The 19,134-nt window shown below is 67.8% G+C and carries 21 protein-coding genes, 2 tRNA genes and 3 pseudogenes; 11 read left to right on the top strand and 15 right to left on the bottom strand.

Going from position 1 to position 19,134, the window contains the following annotated elements; genetic code table 11:
• Window positions 1-303 precede the first annotated feature (303 nt).
• Together KVT45_RS43130 and KVT45_RS56915 are read left to right on the top strand one after the other, a co-directional pair.
• Window positions 304-1,971 (top strand): hypothetical protein, encoded by a 1,668-nt coding sequence (locus KVT45_RS43130; protein WP_217554983.1) that lies wholly within the window; start codon window positions 304-306, stop codon window positions 1,969-1,971.
• Window positions 1,972-2,333: 362 nt separating this feature from the next.
• A complete protein-coding gene (locus tag KVT45_RS56915) occupies window positions 2,334-2,957 on the top strand; it encodes an MmpS family protein (protein WP_254648190.1) in 624 nt (207 codons plus the stop codon).
• Between the two features lie 172 nt (window positions 2,958-3,129).
• Here the strand turns inward: KVT45_RS56915 and KVT45_RS43140 are convergent, their stop codons facing one another.
• The 6 genes from KVT45_RS43140 to KVT45_RS43165 form a co-directional block, all read right to left on the bottom strand.
• Window positions 3,130-3,564, bottom strand: coding sequence for a lasso peptide biosynthesis B2 protein (locus KVT45_RS43140; protein WP_217554984.1), 435 nt, complete (start codon window positions 3,562-3,564; stop codon window positions 3,130-3,132).
• The gene (locus KVT45_RS43145; protein WP_217554985.1) at window positions 3,561-3,821 is read right to left on the bottom strand and encodes a lasso peptide biosynthesis PqqD family chaperone; all 261 of its coding nucleotides are present in this window, start codon (window positions 3,819-3,821) and stop codon (window positions 3,561-3,563) included. Before KVT45_RS43145 ends, KVT45_RS43140 begins: the two co-directional genes overlap by 4 nt.
• Window positions 3,822-3,829: 8 nt before the next feature.
• Window positions 3,830-5,641 carry an asparagine synthase-related protein gene (locus tag KVT45_RS43150; protein ID WP_308311035.1) on the bottom strand — a complete coding sequence of 604 codons (1,812 nt, stop codon included), beginning with the start codon at window positions 5,639-5,641 and terminating at the stop codon, window positions 3,830-3,832.
• 5 nt (window positions 5,642-5,646) lie between these two features.
• Window positions 5,647-5,769: a lasso RiPP family leader peptide-containing protein gene (locus KVT45_RS43155; protein WP_308311036.1), complete on the bottom strand. Its 123-nt coding sequence runs from the start codon at window positions 5,767-5,769 to the stop codon at window positions 5,647-5,649.
• Between the two features lie 563 nt (window positions 5,770-6,332).
• Window positions 6,333-6,833 (bottom strand): hypothetical protein, encoded by a 501-nt coding sequence (locus tag KVT45_RS43160; protein ID WP_217554986.1) that lies wholly within the window; start codon window positions 6,831-6,833, stop codon window positions 6,333-6,335.
• A 220-nt stretch (window positions 6,834-7,053) separates the two neighbouring features.
• Window positions 7,054-7,551, bottom strand: coding sequence for a DUF6083 domain-containing protein (locus KVT45_RS43165; protein WP_217554987.1), 498 nt, complete (start codon window positions 7,549-7,551; stop codon window positions 7,054-7,056).
• A 180-nt stretch (window positions 7,552-7,731) separates the two neighbouring features.
• On the opposite strand from KVT45_RS43165, the gene KVT45_RS43170 reads away from it, so the two are divergent.
• Together KVT45_RS43170 and KVT45_RS56920 are read left to right on the top strand one after the other, a co-directional pair.
• A tRNA-OTHER gene (locus tag KVT45_RS43170) sits at window positions 7,732-7,816 on the top strand.
• A 59-nt stretch (window positions 7,817-7,875) separates the two neighbouring features.
• Window positions 7,876-8,049 (top strand): annotated as a pseudogene (locus KVT45_RS56920) (excisionase family DNA-binding protein); the annotation flags it as partial.
• Between the two features lie 641 nt (window positions 8,050-8,690).
• On the opposite strand, the gene KVT45_RS43180 reads toward KVT45_RS56920, so the two are convergent.
• The 3 genes from KVT45_RS43180 to KVT45_RS43190 all read right to left on the bottom strand — a co-directional run bounded on the left by KVT45_RS43180 (window position 8,691) and on the right by KVT45_RS43190 (window position 9,646).
• Window positions 8,691-9,026, bottom strand: coding sequence for a deoxyxylulose-5-phosphate synthase (locus KVT45_RS43180; RefSeq protein ID WP_217554989.1), 336 nt, complete (start codon window positions 9,024-9,026; stop codon window positions 8,691-8,693).
• A 104-nt stretch (window positions 9,027-9,130) separates the two neighbouring features.
• Window positions 9,131-9,352 carry a hypothetical protein gene (locus tag KVT45_RS43185; protein WP_254648191.1) on the bottom strand — a complete coding sequence of 74 codons (222 nt, stop codon included), beginning with the start codon at window positions 9,350-9,352 and terminating at the stop codon, window positions 9,131-9,133.
• A 225-nt stretch (window positions 9,353-9,577) separates the two neighbouring features.
• A tRNA-Phe gene (locus tag KVT45_RS43190) sits at window positions 9,578-9,646 on the bottom strand.
• 103 nt (window positions 9,647-9,749) lie between these two features.
• Here KVT45_RS43190 and KVT45_RS43195 point away from each other — a divergent pair.
• Complete coding sequence (locus tag KVT45_RS43195) at window positions 9,750-10,145, top strand: hypothetical protein (protein WP_217554990.1); 396 nt, start codon at window positions 9,750-9,752, stop codon at window positions 10,143-10,145.
• A gap of 112 nt (window positions 10,146-10,257) precedes the next feature.
• Here KVT45_RS43195 and KVT45_RS43200 read toward each other — a convergent pair whose 3' ends face one another.
• Window positions 10,258-11,178, bottom strand: a complete 921-nt coding sequence (locus KVT45_RS43200; RefSeq protein WP_217554991.1) for a hypothetical protein — start codon at window positions 11,176-11,178, stop codon at window positions 10,258-10,260.
• A gap of 214 nt (window positions 11,179-11,392) precedes the next feature.
• Here KVT45_RS43200 and KVT45_RS43205 point away from each other — a divergent pair.
• Together KVT45_RS43205 and KVT45_RS43210 are read left to right on the top strand one after the other, a co-directional pair.
• Window positions 11,393-11,629: pseudogene (locus tag KVT45_RS43205) on the top strand (site-specific integrase); the annotation flags it as partial.
• Between the two features lie 12 nt (window positions 11,630-11,641).
• Window positions 11,642-11,824 (top strand): hypothetical protein, encoded by a 183-nt coding sequence (locus KVT45_RS43210; RefSeq protein ID WP_217554992.1) that lies wholly within the window; start codon window positions 11,642-11,644, stop codon window positions 11,822-11,824.
• 147 nt (window positions 11,825-11,971) lie between these two features.
• On the opposite strand, the gene fmdA is transcribed toward KVT45_RS43210, so the two are convergent.
• From fmdA to KVT45_RS43230, 4 genes are all read right to left on the bottom strand, one after another.
• Window positions 11,972-13,222, bottom strand: coding sequence for a formamidase (gene fmdA / locus KVT45_RS43215; protein ID WP_217554993.1), 1,251 nt, complete (start codon window positions 13,220-13,222; stop codon window positions 11,972-11,974).
• Between the two features lie 24 nt (window positions 13,223-13,246).
• Window positions 13,247-13,885, bottom strand: coding sequence for an AmiS/UreI family transporter (locus KVT45_RS43220; RefSeq protein WP_217554994.1), 639 nt, complete (start codon window positions 13,883-13,885; stop codon window positions 13,247-13,249).
• Between the two features lie 191 nt (window positions 13,886-14,076).
• On the bottom strand, window positions 14,077-14,349 hold the full coding sequence (locus KVT45_RS58525; protein ID WP_217554995.1) for an FmdB family zinc ribbon protein: 273 nt from the start codon (window positions 14,347-14,349) through the stop codon (window positions 14,077-14,079).
• A gap of 305 nt (window positions 14,350-14,654) precedes the next feature.
• The gene (locus KVT45_RS43230; protein ID WP_217554997.1) at window positions 14,655-15,122 is read right to left on the bottom strand and encodes a CrcB family protein; all 468 of its coding nucleotides are present in this window, start codon (window positions 15,120-15,122) and stop codon (window positions 14,655-14,657) included.
• A gap of 76 nt (window positions 15,123-15,198) precedes the next feature.
• Between KVT45_RS43230 and KVT45_RS43235 the strand changes: the two genes are divergently transcribed.
• From KVT45_RS43235 to KVT45_RS43245, 4 genes and pseudogenes are all read left to right on the top strand, one after another.
• Window positions 15,199-16,362, top strand: a complete 1,164-nt coding sequence (locus KVT45_RS43235) for an NAD-dependent formate dehydrogenase (RefSeq protein WP_217554999.1) — start codon at window positions 15,199-15,201, stop codon at window positions 16,360-16,362.
• 222 nt (window positions 16,363-16,584) lie between these two features.
• Window positions 16,585-17,007 (top strand): hypothetical protein, encoded by a 423-nt coding sequence (locus KVT45_RS43240; protein WP_217555020.1) that lies wholly within the window; start codon window positions 16,585-16,587, stop codon window positions 17,005-17,007.
• Window positions 17,008-17,026: 19 nt separating this feature from the next.
• A pseudogene (locus KVT45_RS56925) lies at window positions 17,027-17,140 on the top strand (IS5/IS1182 family transposase); the annotation flags it as partial.
• A gap of 13 nt (window positions 17,141-17,153) precedes the next feature.
• Window positions 17,154-17,324 (top strand): hypothetical protein, encoded by a 171-nt coding sequence (locus tag KVT45_RS43245; protein WP_254648192.1) that lies wholly within the window; start codon window positions 17,154-17,156, stop codon window positions 17,322-17,324.
• 518 nt (window positions 17,325-17,842) lie between these two features.
• Here the strand turns inward: KVT45_RS43245 and KVT45_RS43250 are convergent.
• Window positions 17,843-18,409, bottom strand: a complete 567-nt coding sequence (locus tag KVT45_RS43250; RefSeq protein ID WP_217555001.1) for a Uma2 family endonuclease — start codon at window positions 18,407-18,409, stop codon at window positions 17,843-17,845.
• Window positions 18,410-19,134 lie beyond the last annotated feature (725 nt).

The following is a 19,134-nucleotide window of genomic DNA, read 5'->3' on the forward strand; positions in this document are numbered from 1 at the left end:
CGTGGCCAGAACCGAGCTGCTTCCGATCCGCTTCCGGCCCGCTACGAACCCCTTCGGGCCGCCCGCCCCGCCGCCCACGCCCCAGACATGAATCAACTCCCCGCCCGCCGCCACGCCATCACCGGATCCGGCCACCGCCTCCTGCCGGCGGATCCGCTTGCGGTCCGGGTACCGGAGCCCACCGGCCTGTTCCCCGGCCGCGCACCGGAGAACTCTGCCGTCGCCGGTCGATAACTCCGTTGCCGGAGCAGGGGAGTTGATGTCTAGTGACCTCGCACATCAGCATCTGGAGAGGAGAAGAGAGTGATCGTACTCAGACGCCTGCTGGCGTCGATGACCGCCGCCGGAGTCGCGTGCCTGCTGGGCGCGGTTCCCGCGGCCGCTGCGGCCCCCGCGGCCCCCGCGGCAGAGCACCATGCGGTGGCCCCGGGCGCCGCGTCGGCGGTGGGCGTTTCGGCACTGTCGTTCAGCGCCAAGTCGGTCGATGCCACCTCGGGGTCGGCCACCATCGATCTCGACTGGACGATGACCTCGTCCAACCCGAACGCCTCCGGCTTCGGCGGCGACATCCACCTGCGCCGGATGAATCCGAAGACCGGCGCCTACCTCGGCACCGAACTCGCCGTGGATTTCGACTCCCAGGGTTCGCCGTCCGGCGGCGTCACCGTCGGGTCCGGAGCCACCCCCGCCTCGACCACCTACACATGGACCGTCGCCGTGCCGCAGTACGGAGCCACGACGAAGACGACCTGGGCGGTCTCGGAGATCCGGGGTGCCGACGGCGCCGGCGACTCGATCGACTGGACCGCGCCCCAACTGTCCGCGTTCCCACGCACCTTCACCGCCAAGACCACCGCGGACCAGGGCACCCCGAGCCTCGACCAGATCGCCCTGGCGCAGGGAACGCAGGCCACCGTCTACGAAGCCCCCGGCCAGGGGGCCACGCTGAGCTACCGGCTCGACAGCCAGGAGAGCAGGTCCGGCGTGTACGGCGGAACGGTCGTGATCACCGGTCCGGACGGCCGTACCGCCCGTGGATCGTTCGCCATCGGCTGGGACTGGAGCGAGGGCTACCAGGGCTGCGGCTACATCGACTGGATGCAACGGCAGGTGCTCGACTGCGCCGTGACCGTGCCGCTGCCGGCCGGCTTGCCGGAGGGCGACTGGAAGGCCACCGAGGTGGACCTGACCAGCAACGCCGGAGTCACCCATGCCTACACCGGGCTGACCGGAGCCGCGGTGCACGTGACCTCCGACAGCGTGCTGTCGGCGACCGGCTTCGCGTTCACCCCGGGCCAGATCGACAGCTGGCACTCGCCCGTCCCGACCGCACAGCTCTCGCTGCGGCCTTCCGGTGCCGTGGGCGGGGTCAGCTCCGTTCAGCTGACGAACTGGGGGAACAACGCCAACGAGTGCACCCAGCTGTCCACCACCCCGACCGTGCAGGACGACGGCACGATCACCGTGCCGGTGCGCGGGCTGCGGGGCCAGTTCAGCTGCCAGCTCACCGGTGTGATCATCACCGACGGTCACGGCGACCAGGCCGTCTACGGTTCGTCGCTGGGCGCCCCGGACATCGATGCCACGCTCACCAACATCCCCGACACCGTGCTGCCCACGGTGGACACGGTCACCGTCACCCCGGACACGATCGCGGCCGGCGACACCCAGACATCGATCAGGCTGACGATCGACGTGTCCGCCTCCACCGCCGGGGTGAACGCCCTCGACCTGTACCTGGTCGACGCCTCCGGACACGCCACCTCGATCCAGTTCGGTGGTGTGCCCGTCACCTTCTCGGGGCCGATCGACGAGTACTTCACGCTGCCGGAGGGCACCGCACCCGGCCAGTACACCATCGGATTCCGGCTCCAGGACCAGGGCTACAAGACCGTGAGCTACGGCCTGCCCGGCAGCGGCAGCGGCAGCCAGCCGACGCCCGGCGGACCGGTCACCCTCACGGTCACCTGAGCCGGCAAGGTGCGGGAGCCGCGGCGGCGCACAAACCGCGCGGATCCGCCCGTACACGACGGGCGCCCGTGACAGGCCCCTCGCGGACCCTCACCGCACGCACGGTCGAGTCAAGCCCACACGACTGAGGCCCGGCTCGGGAGGAAACCCCCTCCCGAGCCGGGCCTTCTCTCCATTCCCCGGTCCCCGGCAGGACTCGGGTGTATCCCGTCCTCGTGCGGGCTGAATCCGTTGTGTGGCGAGGACTGTTGGCGAGGCTGTCAGGGGCCCGATCGGGTGAATCCCTCCGATCAGCGGCAACCGGACGCCATCTCTGCATGTCACACATATCGCTTTCGGCAGCAGACGCATCTGGGGGACTCATGAGCAACCAGCAGCCGCAGCAGCCCGGATGGGCCGGCCCGCAGCAGCCCCACGGCCAGGCACCGTACGGCCAACAGCCTTACGGGCAGCCGCCGTTCCCGCCGCAGCCGCCGGAAAAGGGGCCTGGCGCAGGGAAGGTCATCGGTCTCGGCTGTCTCGGCCTTGTCGGCGTGGCCGTCGTCCTTGGCATCGCCGCCGCGGCCGTCGGTGGCAGCGGCTCGAACGGTTCCGGCAGCAGTGCCTCGAAGACCACGTCCACCACCGCGACCGGCGACAAGGCGGCCGCCGGCGCCAAGGACGAAAACAAGAAGGCCGGCGCCCCGAAGACCGTCGTCTTCAGAGTCTGGGGGACCGCCCCGGCCGGAGCGCTCGGGGGTCTCGACATCAACTACGGCTCCGACAGCGACACCCGCAAGGGCGTGTTCAGGGACGGCGAGTTCGAGGCCACCCTGCCCCTCAAGAAGGGGGCGATGTACTACACGCTGAACGCCCAGCTGCAGGGTTCGGGGGACATCAACTGCAGCGTGACCGTGGACGGGCAAACGAAGTCCGCGCACGCGTCGGGCGGCTACAACATCTGCGACGCCCAGCTCAGCAGCGACTTCACCGGTGGCTGGCAGTAGGAGCCGCCCCGGATTCCCGGCCGCCGTCGTACAGCCCGACACCCGGTGACCGCGAACGGGTGGAGTGCGGCCTCGTTCGCGATGGCGGCTGCCCACCACTTCTCAGATGAAGGCAGGCACTCCGTCAGATGCCGGCATCCCGAGGGCGGAAGCGTCTTTTTGTCAGGCGTTCTCAGAGATCGCGGCGTTTGCTGGGTGCGGGGCCGATGGTCAGAAGCGGCCGGTAGTGGCCTTTGGGATGGGGCTCGCCGATGAGTTGGTCTTCGGCTTCCACCCAGGCGTGGGCGGCGAAGGGCTGTGTACGCACCCCGGTGCACCACGTCGGCCACACGCCCCGGAACCGGCAGAGCAGGGCAGTGGCGATGGAGCGTTGCAGGCAGTGCTGCCCGGCGCAGCGCAGGCTGACCGATACCACCGCCTGGCGTGCGGCGAGTGCCTGGTCGGCGGTGGCGGGCTTGGCGCCGCGGCGGGTGAACTCCAGAATCCGGCGCAACCGTGCTGGTCGGATGGTGCCCAAGGGGCGGGCAAGAGCGACGGCCAGCAGCGGCAGCGCTCGTCGGTGCGGGGGGAGCCGTCGCCGTTCCGCCAGGGTGACAGGCACGCTCACGAGGCCACCACCAGGCCCGCCGCACTCAACTGGTCGAGGATGGCGCGCACATCGTGTTCGGCCCGCTCGGACGGGATCTTGTGACGGTCGGCGAGTTCGGCCGCGATGCCGTCGGGCGCGCAGCCGTCGAGCAGCCGCCGCAGCACGCCCGCACCGGTGGTGTTGAGCTGGAAGTAGCGTCCGGTGTGCAGGTTCAACAGGACGGTGCCGTCGTCGGTTTCGGTGGTGACCACGTCAGGGTGCAGGTGCAGGGGCATCGTGTTCCCTAGGCTGGGTGGCGGGGCAGTTGATGGCGCGCAGCCAGAGCGCGCAGCCAGAGCTCGCAGCCGATCAGCGCTTCCAGCGCGAAGACCGCGGTGAGGTCGCGTTGGGGCGCCAGGAGGCGGTTGCGGAGGGTGTCGACATTGATGAGTCCGCGCTCGGCCAGTGCGGAGTCGGCGAAGAGGTCCAGGATCGCGGGAAGGTTGTCGGCGAGTCCGCGGCGCAGGTCCTGACCGAATTCGCCCTTGGTGGCCCGGCCCAGGATCGTCGACGGGACGATGCCGTGCATCGCCTCGGCCAGCAGTGGTTTGTAGCGCTGTGGATCGGCCTGTTCATGAATCCGAACCCGTAGGACGGCGTCGATCACGCGCTGGTCGTAGTAGGGCAGGTCCAGGTGCACGCCGGCGTCGGCGAAGATCCGCGCTATCAACCGGTAGTGGGCTGCGGTGGTGCGCACCGCGAGCAGAGTCTGGTGCTGGCCGAGGTCGTCGCTCAGCGGTTGGGCCTGCTGCGCGGTGTGCCTCAGCGCCTGGCGGATCAGGTCGAGGCCCGCCGGGGTGATCCATTCCGGAACGTGTATGGCGTGCAGGCCCCAGCCCATGGCCGGTGCCCGTTGTGCGCGGGGCATGCCGAGGTTGTTCGCCTGGGCGTGCCACCAGTCGGCCACGGTTCCCGGCCGCAGCAACCCCGCGAGCGCCGGGCGCAGCGGCCAGCGCTTGAGCGCCCGGTTCTGGCGCAGCCGCCGGAGCGCGAGCACGGGGTGGTGCCGCAGCAGCGGAGCCAGGTGGCCCGGCGAGGGCACGAACAACTCGTCTGCGCCGTGACCTGCCAGATGCCGGCGAGATCCGCGGTGGGCCAGCAGCTGCGCGTTGTGGCGCAATCGGGCAACCGCGCGGGTGGTGACCACGGGCTGTTCGGTCTCGACCGGTATGCCCTCGACGCTGAAAATCGAGGGAAGTTCGCGCTGCGTGACCACCAGGTGCTCGGCACGGTCCAGTGCCTTGATGGCCTGGCTCGCGAAGTCGGCGTCATCGTTGGCCGTATCGGCCTCGGCCCAGCGCAGTGTCAGCAACCTCGGTGTGTGGCGGGCAGCCAGAAAACACAGCGACGTCGAATCCATTCCGCCGGACAGATCGGCGCTCATACGCCCGCTGACCGGTGGACGATCCCCAACCGCCGCGGTGAGCGCCTCTCGCACGCCGGCTGCGCCGTCCCGCAGGGACAGATGCGGCGCAGGAGGGTTCCACCACACTCTCTCGCCGGCCCGATCCCGGGTCCACATCAGACACCGCTCCGGCGACAGCGAGGAGATCCCTGCCCACAGGCACCGCTCGTTCAGCGGAGGTGCCAGGGCGATACCGCCGGCCATCCGCACGGCCAGGGACTGCTCGTCGACCGCGGCGTCGAGCATCTCGGCGAGTACATCGGCCCGGTCGGACGCCACATCGACGCCGTCGAGACGAGCGTAGAAAATGCGGCTCAGCCCGCTGATGCTGCCCTGCGCACGCACCTGCCCGTCCATCGACGCCATCAGGTGGGCGGAACCCGGCATCAGCGAGGCCAGTCTGTCCACGTCCGCGACGGTCGTGATCGCCGCGGACAGCTCCGCGAGCCGCTCCTCGCCGATCGGGCACTCACCGATCACCGCTACGCGTAACGGGCCCGCCGTGGCCACCGTGATCTGGTCGTCCGCCCAGGAACCCACCAACCACGGCCGACCTGATACGTGCGAAACCGCCCGCGGCGATGCGAGCGCGATCCGCGCCCGCATCGCCGCAGCAGCTGCCGTATCCGGCAAGATCACAAACGCCGACACGTCAATCAGGTGTAAAGCCCGAAGATCGAGTCGAGATGGAAGCCGCCGAACCCGAGCGTGTCTTCGCTGAACTCGCCGACCTCGACCAGCATCGGAGGGACGTACGGCTCGCTTGTCTGCTCTTCCACGGAACCTCCCTAGAAGCATCAACTACCGCGAGGACTCTACGAGTTGACCGCAAAGCGATCAACTGTTTTTGCGGCCCGGCGATTCGGCCACACTCAGCCTGCTCTCCCGAGCGGCGCCGACTCCATGACCCTGTGCGTCCGAAGCCCGGACCGCCACCGCGCCCTGCGCGGCGCTGCGCAGCCCCAACAGCGGGGCGTCGCCTGGGGCTGGGGCTGGGGCACCGTCCCGCCCGGCGTCGGCCGGGACGGGAACAACACCGCGTCAGGAGCGAGGGTGGGCAGGCGCCCGGGTGACCAGCGACTTTGCCGTCTCACGCGCGTATGGCGCCGAGTGCCGTGGCGCACCGCGGTTCCCCCTGATTCCCCGTGATTCGCCGTGCTTCGCCGTCCGTTCCGGCACGAGAGTGGCACGGCCCGCGGACCGTGCCACATCCCCTCGATGCGAACTACGGGCGGGGCGCTCGCTGAGGTCGGTCAGGCTGGTCGGGTGGTCGACTGGGACCGGTGACGGTCGGCTGCGGTCGCAGCGGTTGCTGTCTTCCGCGCTGTACGGGGCACGGCAGCTACCCCGCTCGCTCAAGAGTCAAGCGGCTGCCAGTGGGCTCGGCTCGCCACATGGCCGCCAGTTGGGGGTAGGACTCGATGAACCGGCGCGTCTCTCCCAACGCGGCGATCCTGGGCGCGCCGATCTCGTCGTAGTCGAAACCGGTGTCCTGATGCCCGAGGGTGTCGAGATCTGCCCATGCCGGGTCCTCGGCGAAGACGAGTTGCAGCTCCACTTTCCAGTACTCCGGCTGCCAGTCGGGGGCATCACGGTCGCCGGCATCGTTGACCGCGAGCAGTCGCCCGAAGGACAGCGAGGGCTGGTCGGCGTTCCAATCCCACTTGCCCCATTCGACGATGAAGCCGTCGCCATCGTTCTCGATCCCCTCGACCTCGATCTGGAGAAACTCGCCGAAGGCATCCCAGGCGGCGGCGACGTCGCGTACTGCATCGGGCTCGATCGCACGCCGTCTCAAGATCTGCGAGAACGCGTCTGAGCCGGCACTCCATGGAATGGGCATGCGGGATGCTAACGCGGCGCTCAAGGTGGCTCAAGACGCCCCTCAGGGGGGCGCGCCGGCACGGCAAGCAGAGATTGAGGATGTGGCCTCATCCTTGTCAGGTCGATCACGGCGCCTTCCGGACCCTGCATTCCGCCGGGAAAGCGGCTCAACGCCGCCGGCCGTTGAAGTACGCCGGAATCCAGCCGCGTTCGCGGCTGTTGGTGTTCAACCGTTGACGTCACCGATCAAGCGATCCCTTGACAACCGATCGCTCGGCCTGCTCCGCGGCGCACAGGAACTGATGAGCCGGTGTCACCAGCTCACCCGGAATCGGCTCAATACCGCGCACTCGGACCGCCACGATATCGATCACGACGGGAGAGTGAGTGGGTGTGATCTTGACCAGACGCCACCGGAAAGGACGGGGAACATCCTTCGCCGGTAGGTCCGTCATGGCCAAATGGACCCATCGATCATAGACAGTGGGATAGACCCGCACGTCAGCGCCGCACAGGCGGCAGGTCGGCGGCTCCACAAACGTCACGTCGTCGGGGTCGAACTCGGGCCGGGGCGCCGCCGTCGCGCCCTCTCTTTCCGCCATTTCGTTGGCGAACCGATTCCAACAGCCGTCGCACAACACGGCCATGAGATCAATGCGCCCTCGGCTGCGGACCGTCGGCCCGGACTCCCCGCAGCGCTGGCATAAGTGCTCGTCACGATCGCCGGTCGCCCCCATGCATTCGAGTGTGAGCGAATGTGACCGGGTCGTAGTAGATCGCGATTTAGCCTCATTTGAGGATCATGGGTGCAGTGGCCATCCAGGAGCGGCGACGGGCTCGACCTGGGCCGGAGCCCTGAGGCGCCACCCCTTGAAAAGAGGTGGGCTCGCCGGTCTCTGAGTCAGTACGATCCGCCTGGCCATGAGTCGTTCAGCGGCCCAGGACGTCGCACTCGGGTTCGCCCCGATGTGGAAACCCCGGTTCGAATCCGGGCCATGGCCACTCTCGGCACGTCCTCTCTTTCCGGGGCGCGGCCTCACCTCGTCTGCCGTCGGCCGCGTCTGCTCGGCTCCGCCTGGGGCGATGGCAGGCGGCATGGGAGCACCTCCGCGCACGAAGTGCTCGGGACGGGCGTTCGCTTCCCTCGGCGCCTGATCGAGGAACGCCGGATCACCTTCGTCAAGGCGGGGCGGCATGTGCGCATCCCCGAGAGCGCACTGTCTGCCCACGTCGCTAATTCTCACGTGTTCACGGCGTTTCCCGGTCCCCTGTGTGCTGAATCCGTTCTGGCGGACGCTGTCCGCTGCCGTCGCCCGCCTGCCCTGTGCGGCAGATGCGAGAAGCCCTGCCAATCGTATCGCGGTATGGCTCGCACCGATGCAGTCCACGGTCGTCGGCGGCCCCTGTGACCACTGAGGGGTATGGATCGTGAAGTTGCTGGTCGTGGGTCTGGTGTGGGTATGCAGGAGCTGGCGCGGATCACGGCTCGCCGGAGTGAACTGGACGCGCTCGCTGAGGAATTGGAAACTTCGCGCGGAATACTCTCTGTGATGCCTGAAATAGAACGTCTTCTCGTTGCAGGTAGTCCAGCGTGGGTGGATCCGGGCGAGCGGCGTGGTCACTCGCATCAATCATCCGCTCAAGATCGGCACGGCGTCCTCTCGCCCGGCCGGTTGCCCACTTCCACCACAAGCGCTCCAACAGGGTGCGGTTACTGTGGCTCTGGGACGTCGCAGTCGTTACCAGCAACAAGATCGACAGTGTCCAGGCGGCGACGATGAGCCCGCCGAAATCCCCCTTGGTCAACCCTCTTCCCCTCCGGGAATTCGCACCCTCGCTTCGCCGGCGCGGCGGAGCGACCCCTGCTATCGAGCTGCTAGGGCAGGTCGCGGCGGACCAGCGCCTGAGCGAACGGTTCTCCGGTGGCCCGGGCGTAGGCCATCCGCTCGCGCACCTCGCTGAGGGTGCGTGGGCGGTACCCGGGGCCGCCGCAGCAGCTCTTGTGGAAGCGCACACCGGCGTGCAGCAGCACGGAGAGGGTGCGCCAAGCGGCGTCGTCCCGCCTCTTGGGTGCCGCGAAGGCGGAGCCGACGTGGATCAGTTGTTCGGCGCAGCGTGGACAGACCCGGTCGTGGTCGTGGTAGCCGGGGTAGGGCTGCTTGTACGAGGCCCGGCAGGGCAGGCAGACGTACGAGGTCTTTCCATGGGCCATGCGGGAAGGGTAGAGCCACCACAGGGGCGGGTTCGACAGGTTTCCGGCATGCTGCACAGGCTCTTCAGCAGAGGTGGGGCAGCGACGGCCGACCATACTTGCTTCTACTCGCCGCCTCGGAGTTCTGCGTTGATGGCGTCAGCGGCATCCCGCGCGGCCGGCTCGCTGATCTCCCTGGGGACCCCGCGGTCGTCATACACGAAGAGTCTTGCGTCCACGACATGGGTCTTCGGGTGCCAGCCGAGACGACGGCCCGCCGCGCGTGCAGCACGACGGACGCCCTTCGGTTCGCCCATCTCCTCAAGATCGCCGCTGTTCAGGATCAACTGCCCGTGGTAGCCCCCGGTAGCGAGGCTTCAGTGAAGCCCGCATCAGGCCCTCCAAGCGGTCGACCAGCTTCTCGTACCGGCGCCGGGCCGGCTCGTCCTTCGCGGGCATCTCGCACAGCTCCCCACCGCTGCCCGCAGCCGCATGTGTGCCATAGATGTGCTGCGAGTACGAGGGCCCTCCCGTCCGTCGGACGAAATGGCCTCTGACCAGGCGTTTTGCTGTGCCCCGGCAGGATTCGAACCTGCGACACCCGCTTTAGGGGTCCGATCGGACTTCTGCGGACTCGGCGCGTTGCTGCCGGGCGTTGGTTCGGTGACCATGGCCGACGCGTACTCGTTGGCCGCCTCGGCACCCCGCTGCCGCTCCGGTGCCCCGCCCTGAGAGAGTGGTCCCGTGCTGCTGGATCCTGAGAACACGCTGTTCGTCCGTGGTGCCACGCCCGTGCTCCTGCTGGCCGACGCGCCTGTCCACGATGCCTTGCCGTTCCTGACCGCGCCGGACGGGGCGGTGCCTTTGTGCGAGGGCTGGAGCATCGTTCCCCGACTCACCCTGTGCGTGGTGGACGGACCTGGGGACCACGGGCTCGTCGTCCCTGCTCTCGCTGCGCCGGTGGTCGGCGGGGCCGACGACGGCACGGCATCTGGCGGCATGGGCGACTGGTGCGCGGATGCCGAGCAGGCCGGCGGAGCAGTCGTTCTGTCTTTGGACCACCTGCCCGAGACACTCGACTGGTCTGCCCTGCTGTCCTCGGGCACGGCCCGCGGCGGCTTCATGCCTGCGCTGGCCTGACCGTAGGAGCGTCGGACTCGCAAAGCCGGCATTACGCCTGCCGGCACTCGTTCTGGTGCGCTTGTGGTGCGATGCCGTATGCGCATCCGGGGGTACCGGCTGCACGCGGACCTCAGAGGTTCATGAGCATGACGGCGAAGAAGACGAGCGGATATGCGACGGCCAGCGCGCTGGCGGGCAGGCCGAGGAGGGCGTATGCGAGGAACGAGAAGGCCCGGACCGCGGGCCCGTTGCGGGCAGCGATCCGATCTTGGTCGTACGGGTCGTACGTCACCTCGATGCGGGCCGGGTCTGTGGCGACCAGCCTGCCGCGGCCACCGCGGTACGTCCGCTCGGTGCCCGAAGCGTCGGTGAACGTATAGACCTTGGTGACCGTGGTCTCGCCGTCGGTGCCGGTCCCGTAGACCTTCTCCTTGAAGGTGGCCACGACCGTGATTCCCCGGTGGCGAAGCAGCCACCAGTCCACCGTGGTTCGGCACACGATCAGGGCGATCGCGCACCCGACGAGGAACGGTGTGAAGAAGGCCACCCAGAACGTGACGAGTACCCAGTCTCCGGTTGCCGAAGCCAGCGCGAGCCCGAGGACGAACAGGGCGCCCAAGCCCAGGAGATGCGCCCGGTCCTGGGCCACTGTCTGCCAGCGGTCCTTGCGTGTCTCAGCGGAGAGCCGGGGCTCCGTCGTCACCAACTCCGCGCCGTCCGTGCGCGGTTGCGCGGCATCGCGTACCGGCAGTGCCGCCGTGACCGCCGAGACGAAGGCCTGGGCGGCCTCGGCGCTCAGTGAACTGAGGGTGTAGACAACGGGATCCGTGCTCGCGGAGGCGGAGGTCAGAACGATCTCAGTGACGCGCGGCTTGAACCCACCCGTCGTACTTGCTCGCGAGTCCTGTCCGGCACGTCCTCGCGTACGGACCGTCTCTATGGCTGCGAGCGGAATACGGATTCTCGATCGTCTCCACGCCCGCTCCAACAGCACGGCGTCCCGCTTGAAGCGCGCCGTGACCCGGCGCCCCCGCAACACCAGTTCAGTCATGCGGCGACCGTACGGCAGGTGTACGGGTTCTCGACACCGGTTCCGCGGGCGTCGGTGACGTTCAAGTCCTGGTCGCTGCTGCAGCACTCATGCAGGCGAGCCTGCCTGGGGCCGGAGTTGGTGGTTGGTGGTGCGGAGTCGGACTTCCTCCAGGAAGTCGTACGCATCGGTAAGTTCTCCGAGTTGCCTGGGCCTGCGTCTCGTCCCGTCCGTCGTCGCCGAGTCCGCCGGCCTCCGCGGTATCCGGCTGCCCGACGCCCGGCACGGCACCGCCACCCTCCTCACGGCGGCTGGGGCGGCTCCCCACGTCGTGATGGAGATCCTGGGGCACTCCCGGATCAGCATCACCATGGACGTCTGCACCCACGTCGTCCAGGACACCCAGCGAGAGGCCATGAGCCACATGGACCGGCTGCTTCGGAACGGGAAGCGGCGCCCCGGTCGTGAGTGATCACCCGCGTTGATGTCGGTCAGCGCGGTCGCGATCCGCGGCATCGACCAGCAGAAGGACCTCTACGCGAACATCGACAGCCTGAATCCGGAGGAGAGCGAGTTCGGCGAGTTCATCTGCTCCTCGGACACGACGGCGCACACCGCCACCACCCAGGAACTCGGCGAGTGGCTGCTGGACCGGCTGCCCGACTGATCCTCCGCGGCGCACGGGTCGGGCTGCCCGGCAAGCGGACAGCCCGACCCGTGCGCCGACGCCGCGGCCCGCCGTCTCGGATCCGGCGAACGGCGCTGATGCGGGCCGAGTCGCGGCCGGGACCGCGGGGCCGCAGCCGGGATCAGGTCAGGCGGTGGCCAGCGCGCACTGGCCTCGGTCGGCCTTCGCCGGTCCGGCGGCGCTGGGACGGACCTCGAAGTCGAACATGGCGGTAGGCACGTACAACGAGCAGCAGGCGTTGGGGATGTCGACGATGCCGCTGATACGTCCCTCTATGGGAGAGGAGCCGAGCAGCAGGTAGGCCTGCTCTCCGCTGTAGCCGAACCTCTTGAAGTACTCGACGGCGTTGAGGCAGGCCCGGCGGTAGGCCAGCGTCGCGTCGAGGTAGTAGTTCGTGTCCGTGTCGTGGTCGACGGAGATTCCGATGAAGGTGAGGAACTCCGTGTACCTCGGCTCGACGTTGCCCGGAATGAACACGGGGTTGGTGGAAATGCCATAGGTCTCCATGCCGCCCTTGATCAGGTCGACGTGGAAGTCGATGAATCCGCCCATCTCGATGGCGCCGCAGAAAGTGATCTCTCCGTCGCCCTGGCTGAAGTGCAGGTCGCCTCCGGAGAGCTTGGCGTCCTTGACGTGTACGGGGTAGAAGACCCGCGAACCGCGCGTGAAGTTCTTGATGTCCTGGTTGCCTCCGTTCTCGCGGGCCGGCACCGTGCGCGCGCCTTCCGCGGCGATGCGCTTGGCGAGGTCCCCGGTGGCCGTGCCCGCGAGTGCGTTGGCGGTGTCCGGGGGTACGGCGAGCGGCGGGACCCGGTTCGGGTCTGTGTCGATCAGCGCCTGCTCGCGAGCGTTCCAACGGGCGAGCATCTCGGTGGACGGGGCGGTTCCGAACAGCCCGGGGTGGGTGATTCCGGTGAAGCGGATCCCGGGAAGGTGGCGGGAGACGGCCTGCTGTCCGTGGAAGTCCCATATCGCTTTGTAGGCGTCCGGGAAGTAGTCGGTCAGGAAGCCTCCGCCGTTGGCCTTGGCGAAGATGCCGGTATAGCCCCAGCCCTGTCCCGCCGCGTCCCCGGTCTGCTGCGGCACGGGGCCGAGGTCGAGGATGTCGACGACGAGCAGGTCGCCGGGTTCGGCGCCTTCCACGCCTACCGGGCCGCTGAGCATGTGGGGGATGGTCAGGTCGATGTCGCGTACGTCGTTGGCGGTGTCGTTGTTGCCGACCTGGCAGTCGGTCCAGTCGCGGCACTCCATGCGGAACTCTGCTCCCGGCTTCACCATGGCGACGGTGGGGACGTCCGGGTGCCACCTGTTGTGTCCGGGAACATCCTGGTCACGCATCGACTTGCTCTGGTCCACGCTGAAGAGAATTTCAGGCATGAGAACTCCTAGATTCTGATCCGGTCACGTTGGTGCGCCCGCACCTCCGACCCGCGGAGCCGCTGAGGTCGGCCGGGGCGTTCTGTGGGTGCGCGGCCACAGCCCCGCGAACACCACGACGCCGAAGACCGCCAGTGCGATGGCGATCTCGGTGGGGTGCTTCCAGTAGCCGGAAAGCAGCAGCCCGGCGGGAATCACACCGGTGACCCAGCCTTCGATCGCCGTGACCCAACCGGTGTAGATCTTGAGGTCGTCCTTCTTGAGACCGAGCAGCAGGAAGAACAGGAACCACAGGTAGGCCCAGTAGAGCCAGATGACTCCGAAGGGGTAATCCTTCAAGAGCCGGAAATTGGCGAACGAATATCCCAGGGCGGCAATTGCCACAAACAGCGAATAGTAGCCGACGCCGGTGCTGTCGAGATCGGCGAGCAGGCTGACACCTACATAGAGGTAGGTGAACCCGAAGAGGTAGATGCCGGATGCGGCCAGGATCTTCAAGGGGTCGTCGTTGGCGGTGAAGATAAGGTAAGTCGGCGTCAGTACCTGCAGTGCTCCTATGAAAAGGTTGAACACCGCGCCGGCTCGGGTATCGACCTTCCCGAGCAGTAGCAGTCCGTTCATGAAGAGCACCGCACCGACAAAGAGCAGTCCCACGTTTCCCACGGGGACACACCTCCTCAGTCCGCGTGGGGAGTGGAATCGCGTGGCGCCGGAGCCGCCGATGAGCTGCCGAGGACACGGCTCGGCTCCCGGCCCGCGTTGCTTGATTCCGCAATCCGCACACCGCTACGGGAACGACGTCGTGTTCCGGTGCCGAACCCGCATGAGACGTTCTGCCGTGCCGACCACCGCCTTCAGGGACGCGGCAGCCGCGAGAGTGCGGGGTGTGGTTGCGCCCTTCTGCGTGGCGGCAGTTGGGAGACCACTGCCGGGGCTTCACGCGCCTGCTCCTCCCGGACATGGAGGGCGGCTACCGCTTTCGAGGTCTGCGTGATGCCGGGCGAGGAGTACACACGTCTCGCAGCGCCTGCACAGTCAGGACAGCCGTATGTCCTGGGCGCCGTCCCGATCGCCAACCTCACGTCGAAGGGCCCACATCGGCTGCACAGATATTCGTAGGTCGCCATCAGCAGCCTCCGGACGCCGGTGGACGCTGACAAACCCGAGTGCGTGCGCGCACACGCGACCAGCGCACGCCACAGCACATCTCTTACCTTCAAGGAGACGTCTCGCAAATCCCGGTGTCAAGTACCGGACGACCGGACGTGGACCTTCTCCTGGGGACTTCCTCATGGCGACCTCATGGCGACCTCTGGCGACCCGATGGCGAACGCCGACGCTGCCGCCGCAAGCCCCACCGCAATACTCGAAACGGCGTAACTGAATGTGGAGAACGTGGTGTGGCCGCCGCAGAAACCGACGCCGCCGATGGTCACGACCTGTTCCGGCAGCGCGTGCCGTGCGCCGAGGCCCACCAGCAGCCCCAGCGCCCTCGCCGGGCGTCGAGCCGAATGCGCCGGGCCGCTGACTCCCTGCCGATGGCCAGGCCCAGAACGATGGCGGCCAGGCCGGCGAAGAGGCTCCCGAAGATGTTCGGCGCCGCGGCCGTGCAGTGGTCGTGGCCCAGCAGCCGATCGGTGTCGACCGTCCAGGTCGAGAAGGTGGTGAAGGCGCCGAGGAAGCCGACGGCGGCGAAGGGCCGCACGTACCGGGTCGGCGGCCAGATCTCGAACACGTACACGAGCAGCAGTGCCGGCAGGAACGACCCGGACACATCGACGGCGAACGTCGTCCACGGGAACGCCGCCCCGGGGGCAGCCGTGCGCGGAACGGCTCCCGAACTCCCGTCACGGACCTCATCGAAATAGCCGTATCCCTGTCCGCCGGAACACCTCCCCATTATCCCAGGCGTTGCAGTGTCGACGCGCACTCGACTAAAATTCAAGATCATCGGTGTTCCACCGATGGAGGACGTCATGGCAAAAATCCTTGCGGTGCTCTATCCGGACCCCGTGGGTGGTTATCCTCCCGACTACGCCCGCGACGAGATTCCCACCATCGGCGGCTATCCGGGCGGTCAGACCACACCGACCCCGCAGGCTGTCGATTTCACCCCGGGGCAGCTCCTCGGCTGCGTCTCAGGAGAACTGGGGCTGCGCCGGTTCCTGGAGGACCGGGGTCACATCCTTGTCGTCACGAGCGACAAGGAAGGGGCGGACTCCACCCTGGACCGCGAGCTTCCCGACACCGACGTGGTCGTCTCGCAGCCGTTCTGGCCCGCCTATCTGACCGCCGAACGCATCGCCGCGGCCCCTCGGCTCAGACTCGCGATCACCGCGGGGATCGGGTCGGACCACGTCGACCTGCCGAGCGCCATCGCCCACGGCATGACCGTGGCCGAGGTGACGTTCAGCAACAGCATCAGTGTGTCGGAGCACGCCGTGATGCAGATTCTCACCCTGGTGCACAACTACATGCCGGCCCACGAGTGGGTGACCGCCAAGAAGGGCTGGAACATCGCCGACAGCGTCTCGCGCTCCTACGACCTCGAAGGCATGGCCGTCGGCGTCCTCGGCTCCGGCCGCATCGGCCAGGCGGTGCTGCGCCGCCTCAAGCCGTTCGACGTCAGGCTGCACTACTACGACGTGCGCCGGCTGGCCAAGGAGGTCGAGGAGGAGCTGGAGCTGACCTGGCATCCCGACGCCCGTTCGCTGGCCTCCTCGGTCGATGTGCTCTCGATCCACACTCCGCTGCATCCGCAGACGCAGAACCTCTTCGACGACGACATGATCGGGGCCATGAGGCGCGGTTCGTACATCGTCAACACCGCGCGGGCGCTCATCGTCGACCGGGACGCCGTGGTGCGGGCTCTCGACAGCGGCCAGCTGGCCGGTTACGCCGGTGACGTCTGGTACCCGCAGCCGCCACCGCCCGACCATCCCTGGCGCACCATGCCCCACGAGGCGATGACGCCGCACGTGTCCGGGTCGACCCTCTCGGCGCAGGCGCGCTACGCGGCCGGTACGCGGGAGATCCTGGAGTGCTGGCTCGACGGTCGCCCCATCCGCCCGGAGTACCTGATCGTCGAAGGGGGTGCGCTCGCCGGGACGGGAGCGAGTTCCTACACGGTCGCCAGATGACACGGGCAGGGGTGACGCCCGGCGGGCAAGAAATAAGCTGCAGATTGAATAGAAGATCCACCACCCGGCTGTGAGCCGATTCACCCACGATTTACTGGACGGGCCCGGGTGAAACCCTTAGCGTCCATAAATATATTGCTTTTCATTATGCAGAGATACCGGCGCCGCGCCTAATCTCTCTTAAGGGAACCAGGCGAACGCCGGGAAGGTGGATCAGTGAGCATGGACGCAGTGTGGGTCCGGGGCGTGACCGGAATTCAGATGCACCACGTGACCGACCTTCAGGACGCCGGCAGGTTTCTGGGCAACGCAGCGATGGCACTGCGGGCCGCGCACGTAAGGACCGGCGCCGACCGGTACTCCGGGATCGCCGCCGAGCTCAAGGCTCTGGTGGAGCGAGTGCGTGAGCTGGAGGACGAGGCACGGTCGAGCATGCACGAGCTGCACTCCGCCGACCCCGAACGGTTCGTCCGCTGCCGGGACGGCCACGAGCCGTGGCCCGGCGAGATCCCGGCAGGATTCATCCCGCGCCACACCTGCAAGGACGAGTGCCTCTACCACGACCGCCAGGTCCTCGACGCCATCATGCAGTGCACCTGCGGGCGACCGCCGTGCCGGGCCTGCGAGATCGGCGGGAAGCTCTGACGAGCCCCGGCGCTCCCATGGCCGAGCCGGATCGAGACACCGTCTGATCACGTACGGTCACGGCACCCCACTCGCGGTGATCCGGACCGACCGCAACCACAACGCCGTCATCCGGCGCCCTCCGCTGGTCGATCGACCCTGACGCCGTGTACGAGATCACTTACGAGATCCACGGCGACGAGTCCGGCCCGGTCATCGAGACAGCCGAGCTGTCGGACCGGACGAGCCTGAACTACACGGCGTCCATGATCAGCACTGCTTCGGCCGGCACCAATGTGTCCGTGGAGATCACCGACGTCACAGCCCAGGGAGGATGAGGCGTCGAAGGCCGGGTGTGTGGCGACCTTGCTTCCTGAGGTGCTCTATGCCGTTGGTCAACCCCGGCCCTCTCTGGCTGTATGGACATTCGCAGCCGCCCCATGGGACAACTTCGGCCTTGAAAACCCCAACCCGGTCTTGGAAGCCGACGTCACGCAAGGCCTCGAATTGACCAACAGCGCCACTGACGGCGTGCGGGGGCGTCCGGAGTGACCTGCGGTTTCCCTCTGATCGGCCCAAGAAAAAGGCCCCGGCCCCCCTGACCTGGGAGTTCCGGGGCCTTAGCCCTGCTCAATACTGTGCCCCCGGCAGGATTCGGAACTGCGACACCCGCTGCAGAAGTGGGGTCGAGTCCTTGCCGGGTAGTGCCCGGCGCTGCCGCGCGATGCTGTTTCCCCTGGTCAGAACCGCACGGCGAGCCACTTGATTCCGGCTCACGCCGCCCTGCATCAGACTGTCCGCTCACGCATCGCTCACGTCTTGCTCACGCGCTGCCGGCTGCTGAGCAGCGCGTGGGTCAGATCTGGCCGAGGTCGATCTCCACCGGGAAGGGGGCCGCTGCCTTGAGGACGCCGGTGAACACATCTCCGTCCCGGTAGGTCTTCGTCGCGGGGTCGAGGATGTAGGTGTACACGAGAGGAACGCCTGTCGCGGCCTGCTCGATCCTCCAGTAGAAGCCGATGCCTGCCTTGGCGTACTGGTCGACCTTCACGATCCGGTCGGTGGTCTCCGAGCCTGGCGAGACCACCTCCGCGACCAGCAGCACGTGCTCAGGGCGGGTGGGGGTGACGTCGATCGTGTCTGCGCGGTATACGACAATGTCCGGGCGTCGATTGGTGAGCGGGACGTCCTGAAGTCGGACGTCGAAGTCAGTGTCGGCGTTCCACTCCGGGCCCGCGGCGGCATCCAGGGCGTTCGCCACAATCCGGGCCAGCCGGTTGTGCCGCTTGGACGCACTCGGACTCACGACGACCATCCCGTCCACGATCTCGATACCGGCGCACTGCTCCTCGGACCAGGACTCGTACTCCTCCGCCGTGATCTGTTCATGCATCCACGCCGGGGCAACCATCTCGGCCGTCATGAAGCACCTCCCGGACACTGTGCTGCGGGCCCGATCCCGCTGGATTCAGCGTACTGTCTGCCCCCGTCCGGCACGCTTATCCCGCCCACGCACCCTCGCCGCCGGCCGCCATCCGACCAGCGCGCCCACGACAAGAGTGAGGAGCCGGCACGGTGGCCTCGTCAAGGCCAGCGGCACCACTGACCCAGTGCGGCAGCTGGTGAGGATACGGCGCGGCGAGGACCTCGTCCCGTTCGGTACGCGTCTGCTGCCCGAGGCGGATCGGGCGATCACCGAGACCGCCGCCCGGCTTGTACCCCGCGCCGACGCCGCCTCTGAGAACGACGCGGCCCAGTCGGGGCCGAAGCGCGTCAGTCACGAGGTGCCCGGCCCGGAGTCCGTGCCGGATGGCGCTGATTCGTCGGGCGCCATTGGGGAGATCAACTCCCCGCCCGCTCACGCAAACGGTCTCGGAGGAGGGGTCCGAGGCCGAATAGGGCGCCTCCCTGGCGGAGAAGTCCCAGGTCAGCAGCGCAACGAGTTGTGCCCCCGGCAGGATTCGAACCTGCGACACCCGCTTTGGGAGTTTTCCCTGGGCGGGGCTGTGACCTGCGGAAACTTCGACGTTGAGGTGTCTGACCTGGGGAAACACTCCTCCGTAGTTCTCGCGTGTTCACGGCGCTTCCCGGCCTCATGTGTGCTGAATCCGTTCGCGGAGCGTCTGCGCAGCAGCGCCACTGGTGATC

The sequence above is a fragment of the Streptomyces sp. GbtcB6 genome, from assembly GCF_019091475.1.
GTDB lineage: Bacteria > Actinomycetota > Actinomycetes > Streptomycetales > Streptomycetaceae > Streptomyces > Streptomyces hyaluromycini.

What these genes read in the sequence shown, in the direction of transcription:
- KVT45_RS43165 (WP_217554987.1), bottom strand. Translation starts at nt 7,551, where the DNA reads ATGGGGGCGACCGGCGATCGTGACGAGCACTTATGCCAGCGCTGCGGG.
- KVT45_RS43200 (WP_217554991.1), bottom strand. Translation starts at nt 11,178, where the DNA reads ATGACTGAACTGGTGTTGCGGGGGCGCCGGGTCACGGCGCGCTTCAAG.
- KVT45_RS43250 (WP_217555001.1), bottom strand. Translation starts at nt 18,409, where the DNA reads ATGACGGCCGAGATGGTTGCCCCGGCGTGGATGCATGAACAGATCACG.
- KVT45_RS43230 (WP_217554997.1), bottom strand. Translation starts at nt 15,122, where the DNA reads ATGGGGAGGTGTTCCGGCGGACAGGGATACGGCTATTTCGATGAGGTC.
- KVT45_RS43180 (WP_217554989.1), bottom strand. Translation starts at nt 9,026, where the DNA reads ATGGCCCATGGAAAGACCTCGTACGTCTGCCTGCCCTGCCGGGCCTCG.
- fmdA (WP_217554993.1), bottom strand. Translation starts at nt 13,222, where the DNA reads ATGCCTGAAATTCTCTTCAGCGTGGACCAGAGCAAGTCGATGCGTGAC.
- KVT45_RS43235 (WP_217554999.1), top strand. Translation starts at nt 15,199, where the DNA reads ATGGCAAAAATCCTTGCGGTGCTCTATCCGGACCCCGTGGGTGGTTAT.
- KVT45_RS43160 (WP_217554986.1), bottom strand. Translation starts at nt 6,833, where the DNA reads ATGCCCATTCCATGGAGTGCCGGCTCAGACGCGTTCTCGCAGATCTTG.
- KVT45_RS56915 (WP_254648190.1), top strand. Translation starts at nt 2,334, where the DNA reads ATGAGCAACCAGCAGCCGCAGCAGCCCGGATGGGCCGGCCCGCAGCAG.
- KVT45_RS58525 (WP_217554995.1), bottom strand. Translation starts at nt 14,349, where the DNA reads ATGGCGACCTACGAATATCTGTGCAGCCGATGTGGGCCCTTCGACGTG.
- KVT45_RS43210 (WP_217554992.1), top strand. Translation starts at nt 11,642, where the DNA reads ATGTCGGTCAGCGCGGTCGCGATCCGCGGCATCGACCAGCAGAAGGAC.
- KVT45_RS43145 (WP_217554985.1), bottom strand. Translation starts at nt 3,821, where the DNA reads ATGCCCCTGCACCTGCACCCTGACGTGGTCACCACCGAAACCGACGAC.
- KVT45_RS43240 (WP_217555020.1), top strand. Translation starts at nt 16,585, where the DNA reads ATGGACGCAGTGTGGGTCCGGGGCGTGACCGGAATTCAGATGCACCAC.